The sequence below is a fragment of the Verrucomicrobiales bacterium genome, assembly GCA_016793885.1.
GTDB lineage: Bacteria > Verrucomicrobiota > Verrucomicrobiia > Limisphaerales > UBA11320 > UBA11320.
In genome coordinates this window covers 1-22195 of record JAEUHE010000045.1, presented here as the reverse complement: position 1 = coordinate 22195, position 22195 = coordinate 1, and the positions used below count along the sequence as shown (strand labels likewise).

Genomic DNA, 22195 nt, shown 5'->3' with positions numbered 1-22195 from the left:
GGCTCGGTGCCTCCACCGACACTGAATGTTGCTTATCCAAGCGGGCCTTGATTTCAAGGCCCGCTTTTTTTTGACGGACTTGCGTTCGTTTGGCCTGCTGGGCATGGTTGCGGGATGCACCTCCTGCGACTGTCGCCCACCGTCGTCCTGATGACCGGGACGTTTCTTGCCACGTTTCTCCCCCATCAGATCAACGCTCAGCCGGCCACGCTTGAGCGAGCGACGCGCGGCACCAATCCCGCCGTTTCGGCTGCCGAGGCCTTTCTGGCCACCCTGGATGGCCCGGCACGCGCGAAAGCCATCTTCCCCTTCGACAACGCGGAGCAGAGAAAACGATGGTCCAACCTGCCCACCGGCATTTACAAACGTGCGGGCCTACGGCTGGGCGACCTTAGCCGCCCTCAACGCGATGCCGCCCTGGCGTTTCTCGCGTCGGTGTTGAGCCCGGCCGGCTACCAAAAGGTGATTGGCATCATGGAGGGGGACGAACTGCTGACGAAAAATGCGCCCGGAGGGAACATCGTGTTCGGACGGGATGAGTATTATCTCTCTTTCTTGGGAGCGCCGTCGGCCCAGAACCCTTGGCTGATCCAATTCGGCGGGCATCATCTCGCCCTGAACATCACGTTTGTGGGAGACAAGGGAACGCTCGCTCCGAGCCATACTGCAGCCCAACCGGCCAAGTTCACCTGGGAGGGAAGGACCATCCGCCCCTTGGGCGCGGAGAATGATCTGTCGTTTGAGCTCATCAATGCCCTGGACGATTCCCAACGCAAGCAAGCCATCCTCGGATCTGAATTTCGCGATCTGGTGCTCGGACCCGGGCAGGAAGGCAAGAAGATCGTGCCTGAAGGAGTCAAAGTCTCGACCTTCACAGCGAAGCAGCGCGCGCTGCTGACGGATCTGATCCAGCAATGGGTGGGCATCCTGAATGCGGATACCGCTGCTCCCCGAATGTCCGAGATCAAGTCGGGTCTCGGAGAAACCTGGTTCGCTTGGAGCGGGCCGACCACGCCAGGCAGCGCCGCCTATTTCCGAATTCAAGGGCCCACCTTGTTTATTGAGTATTCGCCGCAACGGCTGGGCGGAGATGCCACCCAGCATATCCATACCATGTATCGCGACTTCTCCAACGAGTTCGGAGCCAAATGGCTCAAGCCCTGATACGCCAGGCCCAGCGGGTAAGCCGGCCGACTCGGTGCCGCTCCTGGGGAGTGATCCTCCTTGTCTTGCTAGCGGGCATCACTCACACAGGAGCACACCGCCTTGATGAGTGCCTTCAGGCGGCGCGGATCGAAGTGGGAATCCGACAGATCCGAATTGAACTCGACCTCACCCCGGGCGCCCAAGTAGCTCACCAAATCATCCGTGTTCTCGACGCGGATCAGAACGGGCAGATCTCTCCCTCCGAATCCGACGCCTATGCTGACCTGGTCCGTTCAGCCCTCGAACTCACCCTGGATGCACGCCAACAGGAAATCCGAATCGAGCATCATCGGTTCCCATCGATCGCCGAGTTGAAGGAAGGGACCGGAATCATCCAACTGCAGCTTGTAGCGACCCATACTCCCCTTCGTCCGAAGTCTCATCAGCTGATTTTCACGAACCGGAACGCGGAGGACATCAGTGTGTACCTGGCAAACGCCCTGGTACCGTCCGAGACAGGTATTCGGGTCACTCAGCAGGAACGCGACTCACTGCAACGAGTGCTGAAGATCCACTTCTCAGTGGACCCCTCACCAAGCTTTCGATTCCATCCAATCCCCCGGCTCCTGCCCCGCTGATGGGCGGGATGGAAGAACGGGGTTTCCATCAAGCTTTCTAGGCTTGGTCGAATTAACGAGCACTCGGTTTGATCACCAGCTCTGGCTCCAACCTGAGAACCCCGTTCTCTCGCACGACTCCCAGGTAAGCGTCGATCGCAACCCCAACCGGGTCGGGTCCCGTCTGATTCAGTCGGGTGCGAATGTGTTTTCGCAACCACAGGTACACGGAATAATCCGCATAGGGCGTGTTGCCGTGAGGCTTCCCAGTCACCGTATTGATATCCTCGTTGAAAGCGGGATTGTTTACCAACTCCAGCTTGATTCTCTCGATCAGGCGCGTGTCGACCTCTGACGCTGCCAACCCGTGCGCTCCCGCCAACAAATAATTGCCTGAGTCGCAAAAAAACCAGGACCCGCCATGACAATAGGCTCCACTGTGTCCGGGTAGCAACGATCCGTCTGCGGCCGAGATCACTCGGAGTCCGTAGGGAGACTTCACCTTCTCCGACACCCGATAGTGCGACAGCACTTGCTCGTCGGTGAGAACCTTCCGACCAAACACCGCATATGTCAGCGTCGCTCCGTACAGCGTGTCCTGCCCTAGGATATCCCGTTGTTTGAGGCTAGTAGGCATGAAGCCGCGGTCGCGGTTAAAGATGTTCTGGTAGGCGGTGATGGATCGATCGATGTCCGCCTCGGTGACCGCCAGGCCCAGCTCCCGTGCCGCCATCAGGGCTCCGCAGTGAAAGCCCTGGTTGCTAGCCGGAGCGTCATCATCGTCGTACTGCAGAATATCCATGTAGGTTTTCCAACCCTTGGGATGAGGAGCGCCTGGGAGCGGAGGTGGAATGTAGAATCCATCCCGCTCGTTCTTCCGGATAAACTCATAGGCCTTACGGTTCAACGCTTCGTTGACGGCTCCCCCGGCACGTTTGGCCAGCGCGGCCCATATCAAGTAATACTGCGAGTTGTCCTCGTAATCCATCCGATGCCAGAATACTGCCCGATACGACTCGATCATCTTCTCGGGATCATCCAGCCCCAGCGCCGAATAGATTCCGGTGCTCACCCATTGCTTCCATCCATAGCTCATCCCCGAGATAAAGATGTACCGTCCATCGCGCGGCTGATTGTTCTCATCGCGCATGAGATTTCTCCGTAGCAGGAAATGGGAGGTGTTGCGGAGGATCGCTTCGAGCGCAGAGGAGTTCCATCCCTTCGCGTTCGCAACCGCGATCTGGGCCGCCACCTGAGCGTCATAGTGATGTCGAGCGGGGCTGACAAAAACCCACGTCGTGTAGGAACGCGTTTCGCCCGGACCCATCTGCTGCCAGCCGTCCATCGAATACTGGTAAGTGTCGCGTGCATCTTCGGGTGGCTTGATGATCATCTGGAAGGGACTGCTCCCATCGCCGGTAAGCACCGCCATCCGTCCCGCCGGCGGATCCAGGAGCACCTGGCAACGATTCTCCCAGAGTCCCGGAGAATCGGCTGCCAAGCCGAGAACGTGGTCGGTGGTGCGGAACAAGGCGACAGGATAGGTCTGGTTCCGTCGTTCCCTCACACCGGTGTCGAACAGAACACGAGATGTTTCGGGCCCGGAGAACGAAGCGAACTCGCCTGCTTCCGACATCAATAAGGGAAACACGAGGCTGAAGCGTTGCGCTGAGAGTGATCTGACTTCCAAGGTCCGCTCGACTAACGAAGGATTCCGCTGGGTAATCCGCCATCTCAAGATAAGATCACCCACCTGGGTGGGTCCCAACTCCCACGCCCCGGGACTTTGCTTCACGTCACGAAATTCGATGGCCTTGGGTTCGCTACCCGGAATCCACAATTGGACGCCAGCGGGAGCGGCGGTCGATGCTGGAGACATCGGCCTTGAGCCTATGTGGTAATCGACAAAGGCAACGCCCTGTCGCTTGGTGACTACCGGCTTAATCTCACCGACCGCACCGTACACGAGCACTTCCAGAAGCCCGAGCCACGACCAAGCGAGAAACAATCGTTTCATAAGATAGGCGACACGGAGCCCGCGGCTCACCGAAGGATGTTCCCCCAGGTCACATCGCCGGCCACATCGAGGACCTGGATTTGGTTGATCGTCTTGAGATGGGCTTGATCTTCAAACGGGTGCTCACAACAACGAGACGGCCGAACGGGGCGAACGGAGAGGGTAGCGACGCACAGCAAGACGAAGGTCCGCAGCGTCAGAAGTGGATTCATGGGAATGATCTTGATCAATCCCGAACTACATTTCACCCAAATTCATGACGGATCCCTGCACAACGCAAGGCCTGGCGTGGCGCGCAGGAAAAGCGGTGGCATGCCACGCGCAGTCCATAGGGCGGTTCCGCTGAAGCTCGCGGGGCGATTTGGACTGAGTGAGAACTGTGCTTCTCGGCTGGGGATCCCGACTCCGTCGAGCGCTGAAGAGCGGTAGAGGACTCTCATCTTTACCTCCAAAAATGCGGACTAAACAAGCTGGGCAATACGGCAGTTTCTCACCTTGGTGTTAGGGAGCCCGAACCCGCAGGGTTCAAAGAGATTTAGCCGGGGGTGCTCGCACCCCCGGAACTGTTAAAATTACGGAGCATCGCGCAGCGATGCCACCGGCTTCCAAGACTCGCGTCACCCCTACTCAAAGAACCTAATCCGTTCGTCAGTCCAATCGTCGGCGAGTGGCACGCCTTTCAGGGTGCTGTTAAACTGGGGTGCGATAGACCGGGGGTGTCGCTGCGCTCCAAGCCCCGGCTAATCTCTTTGAACCCTGCGGGTTCTCGGCGGCGGATTCAGGAACTCCCCCGCATCCAAAACAATTCTCGTTCGCATGGACGCTTTGCGGTAGACTCATACCGTGCTGGAACTGCCAGAACTTTTCGGGCGACTAGGCGTCGCCCTTGGGCTCGGTTTGCTGATTGGGTTGCAACGCCAGAGAACCGATTCACGATTGGCGGGGTTTCGTACCTTTCCGCTGATCTCCGCCCTAGGAGCCCTCTGCGGGCTGCTCGCGCCGCATTTTGGCGGCTGGGTCGTCGCCGGAGGATTTGCAAGCCTGGCGCTGGTGATCGTGGGGGGTCGACTTCCCCTCCGACAAGCCGAGGAAGATCCTCCCGGGGTTACCACGGAAATTGCGATGCTGGTCATGTTCGCCGTGGCCGCCTATGGGATGATCGGGTCCACCGCCGTCGCGATCGCAGTGGGCGGAGCGACCGCCGTCCTCCTCCACCTCAAACCCCAACTGCATACGCTCGCAGCCAAGATCGGGGACCGTGACTTCACGGCGGTGATGCAGTTCGTGTTGATATCGTTGGTGATCCTTCCAGTCCTCCCTCAGCAGAACTACGGTCCCTTCAATGTCCTTAACCCGTTTAAAATCTGGCTGATGGTGGTCTTGATCGTCGGCATAAGTCTGGGCGGCTACATCATCTACAAATTTGTCGGCGCACGTGCCGGAATCTGGGCCAGCGGCATCCTCGGCGGCCTTATCTCCAGCACCGCCACCACGGTCAGCCATGCCCGGCGAAGCCAGCAGAGTCCCCAAAATCCAGCGCTCGGAGCTTTCGTCATCCTGCTCGCCTCGGCGGTGGTCTTTCTACGGGTGGCTATCTTGGTCGGCGCCACGGCTCCCGCCTTCGCTCGCTTTGTGGTAATTCCGTTCCTGGTGATGTTCGCGGTTCTCTGCCTTCTGGGATGGCTCAACCTGCGCGGAGTCCAGAAGGCGGCCTCACCCATGCCCACGCAGGAAAATCCCAGCGAACTCAAGCCGGCGGTGCTTTTCGGACTGCTCTACGCCGGGGTGTTGATGGCAGTCGCCGCCGCGAAGAAATTCCTGGGCGTTAGCGGACTTTTTGGGGTGGCCGCGCTCTCAGGCCTCACCGACATGGACGCCATTACCCTCTCGGTGTCCCAACTCACCGCTTCAGCCGAAATCTCGGAGATCACCGGCCTGCGCCTCATTCTCGTCGCCTCCCTCTCGAACCTGATCTTTAAAGCCGGAACCGTGGCCATGCTCGGGACGCGGGGCTTGCTGGTAAGGATCATCTGGGGATTCGGAATCGCGGCCGTGGTGGCCATCGGCCTATTGGCTTTCTGGCCGGCGAGGAGCGCTTCGGGATAATCCACGTCGCCATCACACGGGTGTGATCCAGGTTGAATTCAGCGGGTGACTGCCGCGATGGTGCGGGCTTTCAGCCCTCAGCGTGTGTGGGGGGAAGGAACCTGGGGTTGTCACCCCAGGCTGGGCTGGTGTTGGGCCTTTGGCCCGCGGACTCCCAAGCCGCTGGTGAAACCCCTAAGGATCTCGGCTCCCTCGTTCAAGCCACGTTTGTTACTTCTTGAGTTGGGTGACGCGTTGGGCCTGAGCACCAACGGTGCGTCCCATCTCAGCCTGGGGTGACAACCCCAGGGAAGGATCCCCCTACCTCCAAGGGCTGAAAGCCCGGCCCCCACCTGACGCAAGGTCTTGCATTTTCAGCTGACATTTTCGATGGTCAGCCACATCTCAACGCATATGGACTTTCGATATCTGCTCCGAGCTTCATCCGCCATCGTTCTCCTGGCGGTCCTGCGCCTTCCCGTGCTGGCTCAGCCGTTCCCCGGCACTCAGCTTCTCAATATGGAGGGCGATCTCGCCGCCCAGATGGTCAGCGGAATTGATACCTACCTCGACGCCGTGCTGGCCGAAGCACCCAAAACCCGCACGGTGCACTGGGCCCGCGACCTGAGCTCGGCCGAGGCCTATACCAAGTCCATCACCACCAACCGTCAGCGCTTGGCCACCCTGCTCGGCGTGGTGGATAAACGCGATCCCGTAGTCCTGCGCTCCACCGCTCCGCTCTCCGCCAACACCCCGGCAAACCCGGCTGAGATCGGACGCGGCAAGGGCTTCAAAGTCCTGTCGGTCTCGTGGAATGTGTTCCGTGGAGTGGAGGCCGACGGACTGCTGCTGCTGCCGGATGGCGAGATCAAGGCATCGGTCGTCGCCCTGCCCGATTGTGATTGGACTCCGGAGCAGCTCGTGGGACTTCAGCCCGGGGTTCCCGCCGCCGCCCAGTTCGCTCGCAAACTAGCCGAGGACGGCTGCCGCGTGATCATCCCCTGCCTGGTCGACCGCTCGGATACCCACAGCGGCCTGCCAGGGGTCAGAAAGCTGAAGCAGTCGCAACGGGAAGTTCTCTGGCGGGCATCCTATGAAATGGGACGCACGATCCAAGGCTACGAAGTGCAGAAGGTGCTGGCGGCCGTGGACTGGCTTGCCTCACAGCCCAAGGCAGCTGGGAGTAAGTCTCAGATCGCCGTGGTGGGCTATGGCGAGGGCGGTCTTATTGCCTGCTTCGCCGGCGCTCTGGATCCACGCATCGACCTTACCGCAGTGAGCGGGTATCATATCAACCCCAACCTCCACGATGAACCGATCTACCGCAATATATGGGCCATCACGGAGGAATTCGGGGCCGGAGAGCTGGTCGGTCTGATCGCGCCTCGAACGCTCGTCTGGGAGAACGGCCAGTTCCCCGAGACGGAGTATCCCAAACCCGGCCAACCTCATAACGGTGCCGCTCCGGGAACACTGGGGCGTCCCAACCCGGAGGTCGCCCGACGCGTGCTGGATGAAGCCCGAAGCTGGCTGAAGGACGTCCCTGGAGTGGATCGCTGGAAACTGGTCGGTGGCCAACCCGAGGACATTTTCAACATCGAAACGCTCTCCACCATCGCGGAGCGACTCGAACTCAGCGGTGCCAGCGGGACTTCGATCGCACCCGTCTCGACCGTGCATCCCGCCCCGGACCATGCTCAGCGCTCCCTTCGCCAGTATTCCCAGATTCTTGAGGACACGCAGTGGCTCATGCGCGAGGGGGAATACACTCGTGCCGCGTTCTGGAAGCAGGCTGACCGCAAAAATGCCACCACCTTCGCCGAGAGCACGAAATGGTATCGGGATTACTTCCTCAATGAAATCGTAGGCCCCATTCCCGCGGCTTCCGTGCCCGCCAACCCGCGATCTCGCAAAGTTTCGGAAACCGACAAAATCACCTGCTATGAGGTGGTTCTGGATGTCCACCCGCATGTCTTCGCCTACGGAATTTTAGTGGTGCCCAAGGGCATCAAGCCCGGCGAGAAGCGTCCGTTGGTGGTCTGTCAGCACGGGCTCGAAGGACGCCCCCGTGACGTGGCGGATCCCAAGGTCGACCACCCCGCCTACCACACCTATGCCTGCCGCCTGGCCGAACGTGGCTTCATCACGTTTGCGCCCCAGAACTGCTACATCGGGGAGAATCGCTTCCGTCAGGTCCTGCGCAAAGCACAGCCACTCAAACTCACTCTCTGGTCCTTTATCATGCGTCAGCATGAAGTGATTCTGGACTGGCTGGCTGCCCAGCCCTTCGTGGATCCAGCCCGCATGGCCTTCTACGGACTCAGCTATGGCGGGAAAACTGCCATGCGCATCCCAACCCTGCTGGATAAGTACTGCCTCAGCATTTGCTCCGCGGATTACAACGAATGGATTTGGAAGAATACCTCGGCCCGCTCCAGCTATTGCTATCTCTATTGGGGCGAGTACGACATGGTGGAGTTCAACCTGGGAAACACCTTCAACTACGCCGAGCTCAGCTGGCTGATGATCCCCCGGCCATTCATGGTGGAACGCGGTCACGACGATGGTGTCGCGCCGGATGAATGGGTGGCTTACGAATTCGCCAAGACGAAGCGTCAATATGTGAAGCTGGGCCTGGGCGACAAAGCCGAGATTGAGTTCTTCGACGGCCCGCACACGATTAACGGCAAAGGCACTTTCGATTTTCTGCACAAGCACCTGAATTGGCCGAAACCCAAGTAGCGTTCTAGATCCGACAGCCTCTCCATGAGGCCGGGACCAAATCCGAGCAAGAGTTTTGCCCACGGATCACGCGGAGCACACGGAGTCGGAGTGCATTCAGAAGAACAGTAGCGTCAGTCGGCCCGGCCGTTGCAAGTCCCTCTTCAGGTCCGTGTGGTCCGCGTCGTCCGCGGGCAAGACGTCCCCACTCCCATTTCCGAGGACCCATTGTCTTTTTGACTTTGCACTGGATCCGAAACCCGACAAGGAGCACTCTTTGATCACACACAGACCTGACTCAGCTCGATACCCGTTCTGCTGTCTGGTTCTTCAGGCTGAGCGTCATCTGACTGGTGGCTCCGATGAAAGCGGTTGGCACGACATTCATTTTTCTCGGTTGCACCCTCTCCATGGTCGCGGCGGGGTTGAACAACACGCCCACCCAACCAGCTGCGCAAACACCGCTGTGGTCACTGACCCCACTTCAGAAGCCAGCCGTCCCCGCAGGTGAAGCCAATCCTCTGGACGCCTTCATCCAGACCAAACTCAGACAGCACGGCCTCAGTCCCGCCCCCGCAGCCGCCCCGCGGGCTCTCATCCGCCGGCTCAGCTACGATCTCACCGGACTTCCTCCCCAGCCCGAGGAAATCGCTTCCTTCGAATCCGACCCATCGTTCCAAGCCTATCAAATGCTTGTCGATCGATGGCTCGCGTCGCCTCGCTATGGGGAGCAGTGGGCCCGACATTGGCTCGACGTGGCGAACTACGCCGATACCCACGGGAATGATCACGACTACGCCCGCCCCCAAGCCTGGCCTTATCGCGATTACGTCATTCAATCGCTCAATGCCGACAAGCCCTACGACCGGTTCGTGCAGGAGCAGGTCGCGGGAGATGTTCTCTTTCCCAACGATCCCGCAGCGACCGTGGCCCTGGGATTTGTCGCGGCGGGTCCGTGGGATCACACCCTCATGGTCACCGTGCGCGAAGACACCGTGGATCACCAGATGGCCCAGTATCTGGACCGAGACAATATGGTGAGCACGGTGATCGGGACCTTCCAAAGCCTGACAATCCATTGTGCCCGGTGCCACGATCACAAGTTCGATCCCATCACCCAACACGAATACTACTCGCTGCAGGCGGTGTTTGCCGGAGTCGATCGGGCCAACCGACCTTTCGATCCTGACACCGCCATTCACGCCTCTCGGCAACGACTGCTGGCCGAGCAGCGGTCGCTGAAAAGGCGCGATGCCTCCGCGCTCGCCGCGATCCGTTCCCCCGAGACCCAATCCAAGGTGGTCGAGTGGGCTGCTCAGCAGTCGCGTCGGGAAAAGGCATGGACGCCACTGCGTCTAGAGAATGCCATCTCCACGGGAGGAGCTTCATTGACACGACAACCCGATGACAGCTGGCTGGCCAGCGGCAAACGTCCCGATCGTGACACCTACATTCTCACCACGAGGACAACAGCAAGACGCCCTCGAGCCCTGCGACTGCAAGTGCTGCCCGACGACAGTCTCCCCCAGCGCGGACCAGGCCGCTGGGATAACGGGAACCTCCATCTCAGTGAGATCAAGGCCTTTGTCTCAGTGCCCAACTCAGGTGAAGCGGCTCGGCCCATCGTCTTCAGCAAGGCCATCTCCGATTACGATGAAGGACCGACCATCTCCATCGCTCAGGCGATCGATGGTAAGAACGAGACTCACTGGGGAGTGCATCCCCGCTACGGCCAGCCTCACGAAGCCGTCTTTGAGATCAAAGACCCCACCCTCCTAGTGGACGGATCGCTCCTTACCGTGCTGCTGGAACATCAGGGTGGCGCGCCCGGCCATGGCATTGGAAGATTCCGGCTCTCGCTGAGCGATGAGTCGCCCGCCACGGCCTCGCTCCCCCCGCTGGCGGCGGAATGGACCGCGCTTCTGGCCACGCCCCCCGGACAGCGAACTCCTCAGCAGGCGCAAGATCTTGCGCTCTTCTTCCTCCAGCGTGAGAACGAAAATGCCCTGGCGGCTCTCCCGACACCGCAATCGGTCTACGCTATCACCCATGACTTTCCGCCGGATGGCGACAACTTCAAGCCCGCGATCCATCCACGACCCGTGCATGTGCTGGCGCGTGGGGAACTGAGCAAGCCGGGCGTCCGGGTCCATCCGGGCACCCTGAGCTGCGTCCCTGAACTCTCCCCCGATCTTTCTGTGTCGGAAAGCGCCGAAGAATCTGCCCGAAGAGCAGCCTTGGCGCGCTGGCTGGTCGATGACCGCAACGTGCTGACCTGGCGGAGCATCGTCAACCGCGTCTGGTCGTGGCACTTTGGCCGCGGCCTCTGTGACACTCCGAATGATTTTGGCAAGATGGGCGGATCGCCCAGCCATCCGGAGCTGCTCGATTGGCTGGCGATCTGGTTTCGTGACGAAGCCCAGGGCTCCCTAAAAGCGCTCCACCGTCTCATCCTGACCAGCGAAACCTGGCGGCAATCCACTCTGGCCGATCACGGATCTTCGCTCGATGCTGACAACCGACTGCTCTGGCGACAGAATCGCACCCGTCTCTCCGCCGAACAGGTGCGCGACACAGTGCTCGACCTCGCCGGCCGGCTCGACCTCACCATGGGTGGTCCCGCAGTCGTCCAGTTTGTCTCTCGAGGCGACGCCACCTTCATGTCCGGGGGCAATCCGGCATTCTTGGACTACGAGCACTTCGACCCCGATGCTGGCGCCGCCCGTCGTCGCGCCGTCTACCGCTTCCTTTTCCGTACCGTACCGGACCCCCTGATGGATGCTCTGGATTGCCCGGACGGAAGCACCCCGACCCCCGTTCGTAGCGCCTCCAGCACCGCGCAGCAGGCCTTCGCCTTGCTCAGCGACCCTTTCCTGATTCGACAGAGTCAACATATCGCCGATCGCTTGGGTCATCGGTCAAAGTCTCCCGATCAGCAGGCTGAAGCAGCATTCCAGGCCATCCTGCTCAGACCGCCCAGCGAGCCGGAACGGAGGCGGTTCGCCGGCTATGTTCGTCAGCACGGACTGGCCAACGCCTGCCAACTGCTGCTGAACAGCAACGAATTCTTGTTTCTGGACTAAGCATGCACACCTCACAGACCAGACGGGACTTTCTGGGAACCATCGGGAGCGGCCTGGGCAGCATCGCTCTGGGATCCCTGCTTCAACGGGACGCCACCGCGGCCACTCCGCCGCCCCACCTGCCCAAGGCCAAGCGAATCATTCAGCTCTTCATGAATGGCGGCGCGAGCCAGTGTGACCTTTTCGATCACAAGCCCCAGCTGATAGCTCGCCACGGTCAGAAGTTCGACCCGGGCGCAGGCGCACGCGTCGAAGCCAGCGTGAGCGTCCCGGGAGCGGTCATGAAAAGCCCCTTCGAGTGGGCTCAACATGGACAATGCGGACGCTGGGTCAGCTCCGCCTTGCCCCATCTGGCGAGGCATGTCGACGACATGGCGTTCCTGATGGCGATGCAGTCCAAGTCCAATGTGCACGGTCCGGCGGCCTATCTCCAAACCAGCGGGTTCTCACTTCCGGGATTCCCTTGCGCTGGGGCCTGGATCTCCTATGCCTTGGGAAGCCTCTCGGAAAACGTACCCGCCTTCGTGGCCTTGCCTGACGCACGAGGCCTACCCTACAACGGCCGGAGCGCGTTCACCTCCGGGTTTCTCCCAGCCAACCACCAGGGAACCATCATCCACGCTTCCTCGGCACAGCCGATGACCCATCTTCGAGCGCCCGGAGGAGCGGCTCATATCTCGGCTCAGAGCCGAAGTGATGGTCTTGAGATCCTCCGTGAGCTCAATGCCGCCCATGCCGAAAGCCGTCCTGGAGATTCCCGACTGAACGCCCGCATGCAGAGCTACGAGCTGGCCGCCCGACTACAGCTCTCGGCCCCCGAGCTTCTGAACCTGGCCGGCGAGTCCGAAGCCACCAAGCGGCTCTACGGTCTCGATCTGCCCGCGACGTCCGACTTCGGAAAACGCTGCTTGCTCGGACGTCGCTTGCTCGAACATGGCGTGCGGTTTGTCCAAGTCTGGAGCGGACATGGTGGTGGTTCCGACAACTGGGACAATCATGGGGACATCCCGCGCGAGCTGGGTGCCGCCGCACGCAGCATGGATCAGCCCGCCGCCGCGCTCCTCATGGATCTCAAGGCTCGAGGCATGCTCGAGGACACTCTCCTGGTTTGGACCACGGAATTCGGGCGAATGCCGTTCAGCCAGGGAAGCACCGGGCGCGACCACAACGGCGGCACCTTCGTCTCCTGGCTCGCCGGAGCGGGAATCAAACCGGGCGCTTCCGTCGGCGAGAGCGATGAGTGGTCGTGGAAAGCCGCCTCCGGGATCGTCACTACCTACGATTTCCACGCGACCCTCCTTCACCTCCTCGGAATCAACCACGAAGCCCTATTCTTCCGGCATAGCGGGATCGACCGTCGACTTACCGATGTCCATGGACACGTCGTGCGTGAAGTCCTGGCCTAGCAGCCTGTCGGACTTGTCCCGACCGGACGTAAGTCCGGCTCTGGAGCCCGATAGTGCTGAGTTATCTTTTAGGAATCGTCGCGACAGGCTGCTAGATATTTTTCCTGCGGAAAAGAGCCGATTCGCTGTTGGTATGCTTGAAGCTGGAGCGGGGCAACGCCGTCGAGTTTTGCCTGGGTCCCCGCTTCCTCAATCTTGATCACGACACACCACTTCTTTTGCCTCCCCAGCACGGCCTACAACCTCAAGAGACTGCACCGGATGGTGAGGGCGGTCTGAAAAGCAAGCGGAGCGGGATGAATGGAGGCAAAACAGATCGATTCTGGGCAGTCAGACTGAATTTCCAAAAAATCCGGCAGCCGGATTTTAAATTTTAGCAGGCCGACTAACCCCCCCATCCTTATTGACTTCGTCAGATACTTTTTCGCACTCGCCATTCTCAGCACGACTGGCTATAGAGTTTTACTAATTTATGTTCAAGCCGCTTCCCCCGGCCGACGAGACATCGCGCCTTGAGACGATGCGGCGTTATGATTTCCCCACCGATCTTCCGGATCCGGGCTTGGACGATCTCACGGCGTTGGCCGCCCAGATATGCGGCACCCCAATCTCCCTCGTGAGCCTGGTCGGTGAGCAGGAACAGTTTTTCCGATCGAAGGTCGGCACGGCCCTGACGCAAACGGCGCGGGACATCTCGTTTTGCGGACACGCCATCCTACAATCCGAGCTCTTCGTGGTGCCCGATGCTCTCCACGATGAGCGATTTGCCAATAACCCGCTCGTGACAGGCGAGCCACGAATCCGATTTTATGCCGGGGCTCCGCTTCAATCTCCTGAAGGTCATGCGATCGGGGCTCTTTGCGTGATCGATCGGACGCCGCGGCAGCTTACTGCTTCCCAACTGGAAGGGCTCCGGGTTCTTGGCCGGCAAGTTATGTCCGTGCTGGAGCTCCATCGCAAGGCTCGCGAGCTCGCTGCCAGTCGGGAGCAGCTCAACTACGCCATGGACGCCACGCTCGACGGACTTTGGGACTGGGATATCCCTTCCGGAAGCGTGCACTTCAGCGCGCAATGGGCCAGGCTATTGGGATACTCGGTGGAGGAAATCCCCCAGCGGGTGGAGTTCTTCTTCACCGTGCTCCATCCCGACGACGTTCAGCGCATCCAACAGGTGCTCGAAGATCACCTTTCCGGAAAGACGCCGGTGAAGCAGGATGAGGTTCGGCTCCGCCACAAGTCCGGAGAGTTCCGCTGGTTTCTGGATCGAGGCAAGGTGGTGGTGCGGGACGCGAACGGAAAGCCGCTTCGCATGGTCGGAACCATCACCGACATCACCGCCCGCAAGCGCGCCGAGGCCGCCCTTCAGGAAAGCGAACGCGAACTCCGGCAGTCGCAGAAAATGGAAGCCATAGGCCAGTTGGCGGGGGGCGTCGCTCACGATTTCAACAACATCCTGGCGGCGATCCTCGGAAATGCGGAACTAGCCATGACCGAAGTGCCGCGCCTGCATCCGGCCTACGAAAATCTAGCGGGCATCAAGGCGGCTAGCGCGCGAGCCAAAAGTCTGATTCAGCAGATTCTCACCTTCAGCCGCCAACAACCCCAGGACCGCCAGGTGATTGGCCTGGCGCCCATCGTCCAGGAAACCGTCCGGTTTCTGAGGGCAACCATTCCGGCCACGGTCGAGTTGCTCAGTTCCATCGACGACTCGGCGCCCCCTGTGGTGGCGGATCCCACCCAGATCCATCAGGTGCTGGCGAACTTGGTCACGAACGCCTGGCATGCGCTCGGAGATCAGCTCGGATGCATCGAGATTAAACTCAAGCCGGTCATGGTTTCCGCGGGCAGCCCTGAGCGGATCGAGGGGTTGCGTCCAGGTCTGTTTGCCTGCCTATCCGTGCGCGACACCGGCAAGGGAATGGATGCCACCACTCTCAGCCGTATTTTCGATCCGTTCTTCACCACCAAACAACCCGGCCAGGGGACAGGTCTCGGCCTCTCCGTCGTGCACGGCATCGTGCACGATCACGATGGATCCATCACGGTGGCGAGCCAACCCGGGCGGGGAGCGCTGTTCAGAGTTTTTCTCCCCGCCGCGATCAACACCGAAGAAGCGGTCGCCGCGAGTTCCGCCGAGCCCATCCGAGGAAATGGACTGCGGGTGCTGTATGTGGACGACGAAAGCAGCCTCGTGAGTCTGGCGAAACGGATGCTCGAGCGTCTCGGATATCAAGTCGACGGCTTTACGAGCCCACACGAAGCGATGAACGTATTCCGGAGCGCACCTGAACGGTTCGACGCCGTTATCACCGATCAGAACATGCCGGGTATGTCCGGCTTCCAGACGGCGTCGAGCATCTTGGAGATCCGACCGGATATTCCCGTCCTACTCTGCTCCGGCCGCGTTACCGACGAACTCAGACACCGCGCGCGACTCGCCGGAATCCGCGACGTGCTGCACAAGCCCAACACAATTGAAGAGCTCAGCCAGGCACTGCACCGAGCCACCGCCTTGGTCGCGGTATCAGACGCCAAGGCTTGACCCCCGGAGTGATCGCATGCTGCCTCCCATCCCCGTCGGCTGGCGCTCCCTGCTCCAGAACGAAACAACCAAACCCAGCTACCAGGCACTCGATGCCTTCCTTGCTCGAGAACTTGCCGCCGGAAAGGCGCTGCTACCACCGCGGGAAGACATCTTCCGGGCGCTGGAGCTCACGTCGTTTGACGACGTGAAGGTTGTTTTGTTGGGCCAGGATCCCTACCCCACTCCTGGCTACGCTCATGGGTTGTGCTTTTCCGTGAAGCCGGAAGTCCGACCGCTGCCGGGATCGTTGAGAAACATCTACAAAGAGCTGCATTCGGATTTGGGATGTGCCATCCCGCAACACGGCCATTTGGAGACGTGGGCGAAGCAGGGAATCCTGATGCTCAACACGGTTCTCACTCTCGAGGCAAGGCAGCCGAACTCCCATCAACGCCAAGGCTGGGAACTCTTCACCGATAGGATCCTGGAGCTCGTAGCCGCCAAGCCAACCCGGGTAGTTTTCCTGCTCTGGGGGGCCTCAGCCCAAAAAAAGGCGCAGCTGATCACACAAACCCAACATCGCGTGATCAGCTGTGCGCATCCATCGCCGTTGTCCGCTCGCAAGTTTTTCGGCTGCCGCTGCTTTTCCCGCACCAACCACTATCTGGAAGATGCGGGATTGAGGCCGATCGACTGGCAGATCCCGGAGCTCTAAACCTAAAACCTAGCCCGAATCCTCAGGAACCGGGTGCGACCGTTGGCTCCCAACGGAACGGCTTCCCGGAGAGTAATCGCTGTGGATCCATCGGGTAGCACCAGGTGAGGGGTGACTTCGAGTAGAGATTCAAGCGACCAAGCCGTGAGGTCGCTCGACGCATCGATACTCACCGTCACTCCTGGACGCTGCAAGTAGGAGAGGGCGAAGTACCGCGCCCCCTCGTGCTCCACCGTTCCGGCCAACACCACCCCTTTGGAAGATGCGACGTTGGGCGACGAGCCCAGGATATATTCCAGGATGTTGGACTGCCCATCGGCATCCGCATCGGCATCCGGCGCCGACGTCACCGCATAAGTGGGATCGGCCGGATCGAAGTAATTCCGCAGCCAGGACGCCCAGTCCTGAGGGAATACATTCGAGTGTCCAGGAGTGGCGGGTCCGACACGCCAACGCAGTCCTTCACCCTGGTCCGCGGTTCCCAGGCCCGTAGGATAGGAGATGGATAGCCCAGTGCCGTTCGCACCCAGCGGCCAGGGAGCCTCGTCATCATAGCGGAACTCTCGCAGGGGAACTCCCCCGCCGTACGCCAGCTTTAACGGCTCGCCGCCACTGTCCAGCCGCGAGCTGGAGAACTCTCCAACCACCGGAAGACCCTTGCCATATCGCAACTCAAAAGCCGCCTTACTGCGGACCACCAAACAATGGGCGCCAGGTGCCAAACGTGTTCCAGCGGCAATATCCACTTCCACCCCCCTGGTAAAGCGGACATCCGTCAGATCCAGAGTGAGTGCCGAGCTCAGATTCGCCAGCTCGATGTATTCAAAATCTTGCGAGCCCCATCCGGCTAGCGCCTCGGCCGGTGTTTCAGACGCGGGATCATACATGATCTCCGAGATCACCAAATGATCGAGCAACGGCTGAATACTCGGAGGCGTCGTGAGAAACTCCACCGGAGCGGACCAGTGACTCCATCGCCCGGTATTATCCTGATGACGCACCCGGACGCGATAGTGACGGTTCTCACGAGCCGCGCTGGCTGGAATGCTGATGGCCGGATCGAACGCGGTGATAACAGGAGACTTCCAACGATGCTCGTACTCCCAAGCCAACTCGGCCGGGACCGGCGGCACGGGATAAATTCCGCCCAGGGTCAAGTCGAAGCGCATGTCGGAGCTGTTGGTTGAGAACTGGTGCACCTCCACTGCGATGGTGTTGGCCCCCACCGCGAGCGCGCTCACCGGCAATACGAATGGAAAGTACGTGGTCTCGTTCGCGCCATTCTGGTCTGAACTCGCGCGAGTGGTAAACAGGATCGGCGCTGGGGCTGCCGGTAACCCAGTGCGGAAAACCTCCTGTCCGTTGAGATAGACCACCGCCCCATCATCCCGGCGAACTCCCAGCCGGAAGCCGGTGAACCGTTCCGGCTCCGTGACGGTGAATTGCTTGCGGTAATAATAAGTCAGGTGCCGATTCGAAGTGCTGGGACCAAACGAGTTGGTCGTACCCAACCCAGCCTCGCCGTAACCAAAGTCACCGTTGCCCACACCCCAGGCCGAGTCATCGTAGCCAGGTTGCCGCCATTCGGTCCCACGATCGATGCCGCGGTCGTCGAATTTCCAAGTGGACTTTGCGGCGATAATGGGTTCGTCGTCCGGCTGGATCACATTCGGCTGATACTCCGCCAAGCGCCATTCCATGGCTCCGAACGTGTCTCCGCCCTGAGGATCCGCAAAGACGGAGGAGGTAAAGGCCAGCCCGTTGGCCGGATACCCGGATGCCCCGGAATAGCTAATGACGGGCGTCGCCGGGATGGCGGCGTCGGTCTGCAACCAATCCAGGTAGGCGTCGCGTCCCTGCTGACCCGATAGGCCGCTATCCTTCGAGGCGGTCTCGGACGGATCGTCTCCGCCCTCCCAGGTACCCCCGATAAAAGCGAACTTCTTCATGTCAGCCACCTTGGTAGCGAAGGCGGGGTCGGATTGGGAACCCGCGGCTGCGGGCGCACCCGTCCAGCGATCCCGATCGGCGAGCTGAAACGGAGCGATCATGACCTGAAAGCGATCCAGCATCGGCTCGATTTGATCGCGCTGCCACACCAGGTCGCGGAACTCCCGCACCACGTTGCGGTAATCACGCACGAACTCAGGCTTGTTCGAGGAGATCACCGCGGCCTTCGTGAAGTCCTCCCCGCCGTTCCAATTCGGACCCCAGCTGGTGTCGGAGTCCCACGGAAGCGTGACCAGCTTCCCCAGGGGGTTCTGGGCGTCCGGCTGGAAGTACCAGGCTCGGTTCTTGAGATGTTCGCCCGTGTTCGGAGCGACGTCATAATGGCGGACCGCGTCCACCACCGTGTGATACCGATACCACGCCGGAAAATCGACATGGGTGTTCAACCATTCGGTCGTCCGTTGGGGTCTCAGATTATTCAGAATGTTATAGAAGTCCGAAGCATCGGTGACGCTGTCCGGCGCCTGGTATCGCTGCACTTCCTTGCCGTTAAGAATATAGCTGTTCAGTTTGTAAATGTTTCCCGCCGGCAGCTTCCGAGCTCTCAGGAAGCGGGAATCATAGTCCTCCAGGCCCAGCATCAGGCCGAAGAAGTCTCCCAGATGCTGTCCATTCACACCGGCAGGCGCTTCCTCCGGCCCGTCGACCACGCGGAAATGAAACCAATGCGCCCCCGGGGAAGGAACCCCAAAGATTCTCCAAAGATACGAGTTAGCCACCTCATGCAAACCCAGGTTGGGGCCGCCGCGGGCGCTCATTTTGTGGGAATTCAATGTCCGCCACTTCTCGGGATACGGAGCGCCCTCGACATCATGAAACTGGGCGTAGTGGCCACGGTTGAACCGAAATCGGAAACTGCGCTTGCCTGCCCCGCCGTAACGGTCGTTCCGCTGACGCAGACGATAGCGGATGTGGTCATACACCTCGCCATTGTAGACAAACGTGCCATTCCAGTTGAACGCCTCGCGGGATTCAAAATTGTCGGAAGGAATCTGGTCGCTGCCATTGTAGGCCATGCACTTGATCAGATCATTGGCATCGGTGATCAACGAATAAGCTGGCACCGACGACATTACCTCCTTGGAGTGCACATACCCAGGGGTGCCAGTGACCGAGCGTGTCGCGGCCACATAGTCGGGGATTCCATTATAAACATAGGCCGCAAAGTTCAAGGCGGGGTCATCGGCATACGGCACACGCACAGCGCTGCCCAAGCCATCGGTGGCCGTGATCCGGTAACGAATCAGAGCGCGATTGACCTGACCGGGGACGATAGCGGTGAACACCGAGTCCCCGGCGAACGCGTCCCCCGCGGCGCCGGTGTCGACCATGGCAACGGTAACCCAGTTGGTGGAGGCTTCGAATAGCGGGTTCGGAATGCGCGGGGCGGATGGATTGGCCGTGACTTGGGCCGGGGTGAGCGCGAGATGTGAGGAGATATAGCTCCCAGGGAGCACGATCTGGTAGTGAAGCTCCACCTTGCCCACGGCCTGCGGGTCGGTGATCTTGGCGGTGATGGTTAGAGGCTGCTGGGCCGCCGGAACCTTCGGGAGGTGTTCCACCTGGCGAATCTGGGGCGCGGCATTCTCGGTGAACACGCTGTTCCGAAGCCCAGGCGTGGGCGCTCCCAACGAAGAACGCCAACTGCCGGCCAGTTGATTGTCGAGACGCGGGTGCTGAAGCTCCATTGAACTTCCTTCTCCAGCCGCAGCGATTGGCCAGGGAAACTCCGTTCGATACTCCACCTCGTCGATCACGACTCCCGCCGTGTTCCGCAGAGTGACCAGCTCACCCTCGGAGGCGAGCGCGCCCAGATAGGGCCCCACCACGGGCAACGGCGTTCCAGCGCCGGAGGAGGGTTCAAGGTGCAGGAAGGGATCGGCAAAGAAGCCATGATCGTTGGCATTGTTATTGTCGGAGTTGCCAATCACCAGCGTCAGAAACCGGGCATCACGGCCGATCGAAAGATCGATGACCTGTTCGTTGCCCGCGATGTTGGTGTGTCGGAACATCTCCGTCCCATCCACCAGCACGATAGCCGTCAGTTTGCCGCCGGCCTGCATCCGGGACTCCGCCGCCACGGCGGTGAACGCGGTGACTTGCAGTCCCCCGCGGGAGGCCTCGATCGCGTCCAGATCGAAAGTGATGCCCTTCTGCGCCATTCCGGAGAGCAAGGAATGCGTCAGGGTCTCCTCCAAGTATCGCGGAAGATAATATCCCCCCGAGTTGTTCACCTTGGAGGGATCGCCAATCAACCCGCCGCCGTTCACCCAAAAGCCAGGGGAAGGATCGCCGTCACCCGACTTGAGAGCCGCTTTGACCCCGGTGCTCGTGATGACCTGCCCATCGGCCAGAGTGCCGTTCGGAACGAAAACGCCGTCGATGAGGGGATGCGCCACCGGGTAATAATCTCCCGGTGCGGTGGGAGCATGGTCGCCCGCCCCAGGCCCTGAGACTTCCAAACCGGAGGCTGCATCGATGCCGCGGTCGGCCGGCACCCCGGGCCGAGAGCCATCGCCACCGCCCACCACATCCGCCAGGTCAACCACCTCCGTGGCCGCCAGCCGGTTCTCGTTCATGAGGGTCACGATCGACGCTCCTGGCAGAGCGCCTCGAATCACCCACAATTCATCCATCAACCCATTAAAGGACTCGTTATTGACCTGGTTGCGTCCGATGTGCCACGGACGGGCGTTTTCCACCATCTTGAGCTCCGTCGGCATTTTTCCGACGATTCCCTTATAGACCAGTTCCCCGTTGACGTAGATCCGGCCCACCTGTGACTCGCGATCCCAGACCGCCGCGACATGCTGCCAGGCGTTGGAGCTAACCACTCCGCCAGAGCCGGTCCAGACCGGCTGAGTGGCCGGCATGGCGGCGGCGAACCGATGCGACATCTTGGCAGCGGTGTCGACACTGAAGAGGAACGCCTGCGGAGCCAGGTTGTCCGCCAGAATGGGGTTCGAGCTTCGATCCTCGGGCCTGACCCAGGCCGCGATGGTGTAGCTGCCCGACCACAAGGCATCCAGGTGCGGAATCGTGAGGTAACTCCCCGAAACGCCGTCGATGCTCACCCCGCTGCCGCCGAACTTGCCTTCGGCGTTCTGGTTCACCCCTCCGCTGGCCACCGCAGTCTTAGACTCACCCGCGGCATTCGGGATTAGAGTCGAGTCTGCCGCCGTGTCGCCCGCAGTCTCGTCGAAGCTCCAATGCGCGATCACCTCCGCTTGCTTGCTCGGACCAAAGGCCTGGTTGAAGCCTTTCAAGTCCTCCGACACCACCAAGTAGCCTCCGGGCGGAATCACGGTGCCGGCCGGGATCGTGTAGTCGATCCCATCCGTAAAACGCCATCCACCCACGTCCACCGCCTGCGAACCATCGTTGAACAGCTCGATGAACTCCGAATGCAAGGGATTAGGATCAGAGTCGCAATGGATCTCGTTGATGACCACCCCGGCGAAGGACGTCGCCGACACGAGTACAAGCAAGGAGGATAGGAAAGACTTCATGAATTAGGAGCTCGGGTTTGTTCTAGGGTAACCTACCCTACCCGGGGCCAAACTGGCAAGCTTGGATCCGCCTCACCCTCACAGGGGGTGTGATTAGAAGTGGGTGAGATTCAGATTGAATTCCGCGTGTAGGCCCCCGCGATGGTGCGGGCTTTCAGCCCTCGGCGTGGGTGGGGATGGCCACCTGGGGTTGGCACCCCAGGCTGGGATGGTGCTGGGCCTTTGGCCCGTGGAGTCTAACCCCACTGGTGGAGCCCCTACGGATCTGGGCTCACTCGTCTAAGCTGGGTTGCATCGGTCCAGTGAATCGTTGCCCTTGAGCGCCAACGGTGCGTCCCATCCCAGCCTGGGGTACCAACCCC

The 22195-nt window shown here is 60.5% G+C and carries 11 protein-coding genes; 8 read left to right on the top strand and 3 right to left on the bottom strand.

Features of this window, described 5'->3' with window-relative positions; translation table 11 throughout:
- The first annotated feature begins 114 nt into the window (after positions 1 to 114).
- Together JNN07_06270 and JNN07_06265 are read left to right on the top strand one after the other, a co-directional pair.
- Positions 115 to 1164 (top strand): DUF3500 domain-containing protein, encoded by a 1050-nt coding sequence (locus tag JNN07_06270; protein MBL9167328.1) that lies wholly within the window; start codon positions 115 to 117, stop codon positions 1162 to 1164.
- Positions 1149 to 1784 carry a hypothetical protein gene (locus JNN07_06265; GenBank protein ID MBL9167327.1) on the top strand — a complete coding sequence of 212 codons (636 nt, stop codon included), beginning with the start codon at positions 1149 to 1151 and terminating at the stop codon, positions 1782 to 1784. Before JNN07_06270 ends, JNN07_06265 begins: the two co-directional genes overlap by 16 nt.
- 52 nt (positions 1785 to 1836) lie before the next feature.
- Here JNN07_06265 and JNN07_06260 read toward each other — a convergent pair whose 3' ends face one another.
- Entirely contained in the window at positions 1837 to 3780 is a 1944-nt protein-coding gene (locus tag JNN07_06260; protein ID MBL9167326.1) for a hypothetical protein, read from the bottom strand.
- 26 nt (positions 3781 to 3806) lie between these two features.
- On the bottom strand, positions 3807 to 3992 hold the full coding sequence (locus tag JNN07_06255; protein ID MBL9167325.1) for a hypothetical protein: 186 nt from the start codon (positions 3990 to 3992) through the stop codon (positions 3807 to 3809).
- Positions 3993 to 4623: 631 nt separating this feature from the next.
- Here JNN07_06255 and JNN07_06250 point away from each other — a divergent pair.
- The 6 genes from JNN07_06250 (at position 4624) to ung (ending at position 16314) form a co-directional block, all read left to right on the top strand.
- Positions 4624 to 5886 (top strand): MgtC/SapB family protein, encoded by a 1263-nt coding sequence (locus JNN07_06250; GenBank protein MBL9167324.1) that lies wholly within the window; start codon positions 4624 to 4626, stop codon positions 5884 to 5886.
- A 393-nt stretch (positions 5887 to 6279) separates the two neighbouring features.
- A complete protein-coding gene (locus JNN07_06245; protein MBL9167323.1) occupies positions 6280 to 8607 on the top strand; it encodes a dienelactone hydrolase family protein in 2328 nt (775 codons plus the stop codon).
- A gap of 332 nt (positions 8608 to 8939) precedes the next feature.
- Complete coding sequence (locus tag JNN07_06240; GenBank protein MBL9167322.1) at positions 8940 to 11669, top strand: DUF1549 domain-containing protein; 2730 nt, start codon at positions 8940 to 8942, stop codon at positions 11667 to 11669.
- A 2-nt stretch (positions 11670 to 11671) separates the two neighbouring features.
- Positions 11672 to 13075: a DUF1501 domain-containing protein gene (locus tag JNN07_06235; GenBank protein ID MBL9167321.1), complete on the top strand. Its 1404-nt coding sequence runs from the start codon at positions 11672 to 11674 to the stop codon at positions 13073 to 13075.
- 472 nt (positions 13076 to 13547) lie between these two features.
- Positions 13548 to 15617, top strand: a complete 2070-nt coding sequence (locus tag JNN07_06230) for a PAS domain-containing protein (protein MBL9167320.1) — start codon at positions 13548 to 13550, stop codon at positions 15615 to 15617.
- Positions 15618 to 15633: 16 nt separating this feature from the next.
- A complete protein-coding gene (gene ung, locus JNN07_06225; GenBank protein ID MBL9167319.1) occupies positions 15634 to 16314 on the top strand; it encodes a uracil-DNA glycosylase in 681 nt (226 codons plus the stop codon).
- A gap of 2 nt (positions 16315 to 16316) precedes the next feature.
- Here the strand turns inward: ung and JNN07_06220 are convergent, their stop codons facing one another.
- Entirely contained in the window at positions 16317 to 21833 is a 5517-nt protein-coding gene (locus tag JNN07_06220; protein ID MBL9167318.1) for a lamin tail domain-containing protein, read from the bottom strand.
- Positions 21834 to 22195: the final 362 nt, after the last annotated feature.